Below are 3,238 nucleotides of genomic sequence, written 5' to 3'. Positions count from 1 at the left end.
CGCTTACCTTGTCGCCAACCACCGACAGAACCTGCGAAGTGTTGGCCGGAATGCGGAAGCTGGTGGTGTCGGAAGGAGTGGTATCTGCAATTTCAACCAGCACGTCCGTACTACCGCGATTGTCGATCATTGCAGTGCTGGCGCCGTTGGCCAGCGTGACTTTCTGGGTGGTGGTGCCGTCAACGGTAACAACTTGGCTGCCAAATGGCTGCGGGCGGAAAGGGAACATGGTTTTCTCCTAGGCTGCTCGGCCAGCAAGCCAGCCGTACAAGAACGTTTCGTTTTCTACGCGCTGCTCGGCCAGCTCCAGGTAGCGCACAGCCTGGCTGCTGTTCAGCGCCCGCAGCAGCACCTGTTCACCGGCTTGGCCGCGTGCTTTCAAGAACAGCTGCAGGGCAGTAATGGTGCGCGGGCCGATCTGGCCATCTGCCACCAAGTCGGGGTACAGCGTGCCTTTGACGTTCAGCGCGGTCAGCCAGCGCTGCAGCATCTTGGCCTGTACTGCTGGGCCCATGTTGATGCCGGTATCACACAGTTCTTCGGCAATCGCAGGGCTGACGGTATGCACCTGGTCAAAGCGTGGGCCGAACCAATAATCCGCTTCGTAGATCGCTATGGCCGTTGCGCGAGGCAGGTCTCGCATACTGCCGGTGTAGCCGTGGGCGCGCGCGACCTTCTCTGTGACGCCCCAGCGGGTGGGGCCGCCCTTGTCGTCTGGGTTATCGACATAGCCGCCTTCGCGGCCAACCACACCGGCAATGATTTCGTCTTTGGTCATTGGCCTTCACCTTTCAATACGTTCATGGCCTTGCGCTTCATCCAGGCTTCGATGAACTGCGCGCCCAGGATGCCCAGGGCACTGCCAACGCCCACGAGGGCAGGCAAGGGCATGGACGGGAACTGCGCCAGCGCAATGCCAGCAATCATGCTGGTACCGCTACCCATAATTGCCCGGCCAATGATCAACCGCGGCGTCAGCTCCTCTGAGCTTGTCAGCACCTTACCGATGCCGATGGCCGCACCGATAAGCAGCAGATACAGCACCCCCTTCTCATGCTCTTGCATACATCCCCCTTGAAATAGAAAACCCCGATGCGTGCAGGCTATCGGGGTGTGCTGTGGATTTTCGCGGGTTAATTCAGTAGCACCCAGTCAGAGGAGGCTGTGGTGCCTTTGGCTTTGTACCACTTGCCGGTACCAGGAACGAATGCCTCCTGACCGACGAATGCTGGCGGCCAACTCACGTTATCAACAACATGTTCGCGCCGCTTCCCATTGTCGCCAATGAATTTCGCAGGGCGGTTTCCCTTCACGATGCTGCAGCCACCCAGATAGAACTGGCCTGCCATCGAGCCGCCGCCGCTAAAGTTCCATGGCTTCACCAGCACGGAGACATTCTGACCATCGGAAACCCGCGCGGAGCCGCGTACCAGCACCCACTGGTCTTTCACGCTAACCCGGCCAATGTCGTACAGTTGGCCGTTCGCGAAGATGAAGACGATCACATCCGGCTGTCCGGTTGCCACTCGAACGGCAACAGTGGCTGACATAAAGTGCCCGCCATGGCGACCTTTGTTGTACGGGTATTTGCACTGCAGGAAAATGCCGTCCGTGACGTCTACCGAGCCTACAGAGACACGCGCAGACCGGCCAATCCCATCGTTGTCGGTGTAAACCGGCAGCGGGTACGCAATTTCTTCAACCACCACCGTGCCGTTGGTCGAGCACCCTGCAGGCACTGTTGAAGGGCCATTATCCCAGATGTCCACAAAAGGGTTGTGGAATAGGTTCTCCAGCTGGAAGCTGCCAGGGCCGCCATACGACAAATCAGCACTACCGATCCATGCTGGAGCCGCGCTTGCCTCTGCAGACATGAAGTAGCCTTCACCCTGCTGCGAGGCGTACGACATGGCAAGCACGCGGCCAACGTGTGGGCTGGTGCAGTTGTCATCGAACTTATATTCACCGTAATAGCCGTCAATAGAGGGTTGTAGGCAGTTTTCAAACTCGATGGGCTTGCCTTCCAGAGCGTGGAGCACGTTCGGTCCAATAGTCGGCTGGGTGCAGCTGCGGAAGATAGGGGCCATGGCGTTTGCTTCGAAATGGAGGTCGCGCACCACTGGCAGCATCCAGCCAGTTAGGTCCATTGGTCGGCCAGATGCCAAGCCTTCGATGCAACCATAGAAGGTGTTGTTACCCTCAGAATTCATGTTGTCGCCAAGGATGCCTTCGCCGCCACCCTCAAGGTTTACCCACGCCAAGTTATTGTTGAACGCCACGCCAAGCGCTTTCATGCAGCGAATATGCTTGGCCTGAAAGCCCATGCCGGCATACGGTGGCAAGAAGTTTGCGCTGCTGTTGATCGCCATTTTATTGATTAAGCAGCCCGCAAGAATGGCCGCGTGCTGGGCAGTGCCGGCGTATACGTTGATGTAAATGTTCGTACTGCGATCAATGCGACTTAGCTTGACGGCATGGTCTGCGCAGTTTGGCTTGCCATACGCGTTCACGTGAATGGTAACGTCGTTGATACCAGACGCCGGTCCCTCGTAAGAGAACCCGATGTGACCAAGGCCAACATCGACCAACACGCAGTCGAGTGGGCTTTCGTGAATGATGCCCACTCGGCGAGTACAGATGACAGGGGTGGCAATCCGAAGCGGGCCTTTCCAGCGCAATACTGTGCCTTCTGGGGCGACATTCAGGGCGAACTGCAAAGCCGCAGAGTCATCAGCAGTGCCATTCAGAACCGGATTGGCAAAGTCATAAATAGAGCGAACGCTTTTTGCGTTAAGCAGCAGGGACATCTTCAGCAGTGCGAGAGCCTGGGCGTTCATCGTATCCGAAACATTCCCGCCCCCCGCTGCACTTGGAACTGATGGCCAATCTGGCGTCCCACTCAGAAACCCGCTAGTCGTAATTGCATTAGTTGTTAGCTGGTAGGTTTTCAGCGAGTCCAGCGCCCAGCCTCGGGTTGCTGCATCGCTATCATCAACAGGGTCTGCCAAATCCCGAATGCGATTGCCACGCGCGCGGAACGCGCCAGCGCCATCCACATCGCCAGTACCCAGCAGCAGCGTGCGCAAGGTGCCGTCCTGGCCCATGCCAAGGTAACCAGCCAGACGCTGCACAATCATGGTCAGGCGGTCGAAGGCGTCTTCGTGGGTTTCGGCCAGAAACTCGCCCTGGTTGCGCAGGTCGGTATCTTGCCGGATAGCCAGCACGCGCTCGATGGTCA

At 57.9% G+C, this 3,238-nt stretch carries 4 protein-coding genes; all 4 read right to left on the bottom strand.

Annotated features, from left to right (window positions below):
• Positions 1 to 229 (bottom strand): hypothetical protein (locus FLQ44_RS07725; protein ID WP_147693932.1); only part of this gene is annotated, 229 nt, incomplete at its 3' end.
• A gap of 9 nt (positions 230 to 238) precedes the next feature.
• Positions 239 to 778 (bottom strand): glycoside hydrolase family 108 protein, encoded by a 540-nt coding sequence (locus FLQ44_RS07720; RefSeq protein WP_147693931.1) that lies wholly within the window; start codon positions 776 to 778, stop codon positions 239 to 241.
• Entirely contained in the window at positions 775 to 1,065 is a 291-nt protein-coding gene (locus FLQ44_RS07715) for a phage holin family protein (RefSeq protein WP_147688745.1), read from the bottom strand. Before FLQ44_RS07715 ends, FLQ44_RS07720 begins: the two co-directional genes overlap by 4 nt.
• A gap of 68 nt (positions 1,066 to 1,133) precedes the next feature.
• On the bottom strand, positions 1,134 to 3,238 hold a 2,105-nt coding region (locus tag FLQ44_RS23550; RefSeq protein ID WP_206208729.1), incomplete at its 5' end, for a hypothetical protein.

The organism is Vogesella mureinivorans (assembly GCF_007644035.1).
GTDB classification, from domain to species: Bacteria; Pseudomonadota; Gammaproteobacteria; order Burkholderiales; family Chromobacteriaceae; genus Vogesella; species Vogesella mureinivorans.
This window is presented reverse-complemented; position numbering and strand designations above follow the sequence as displayed.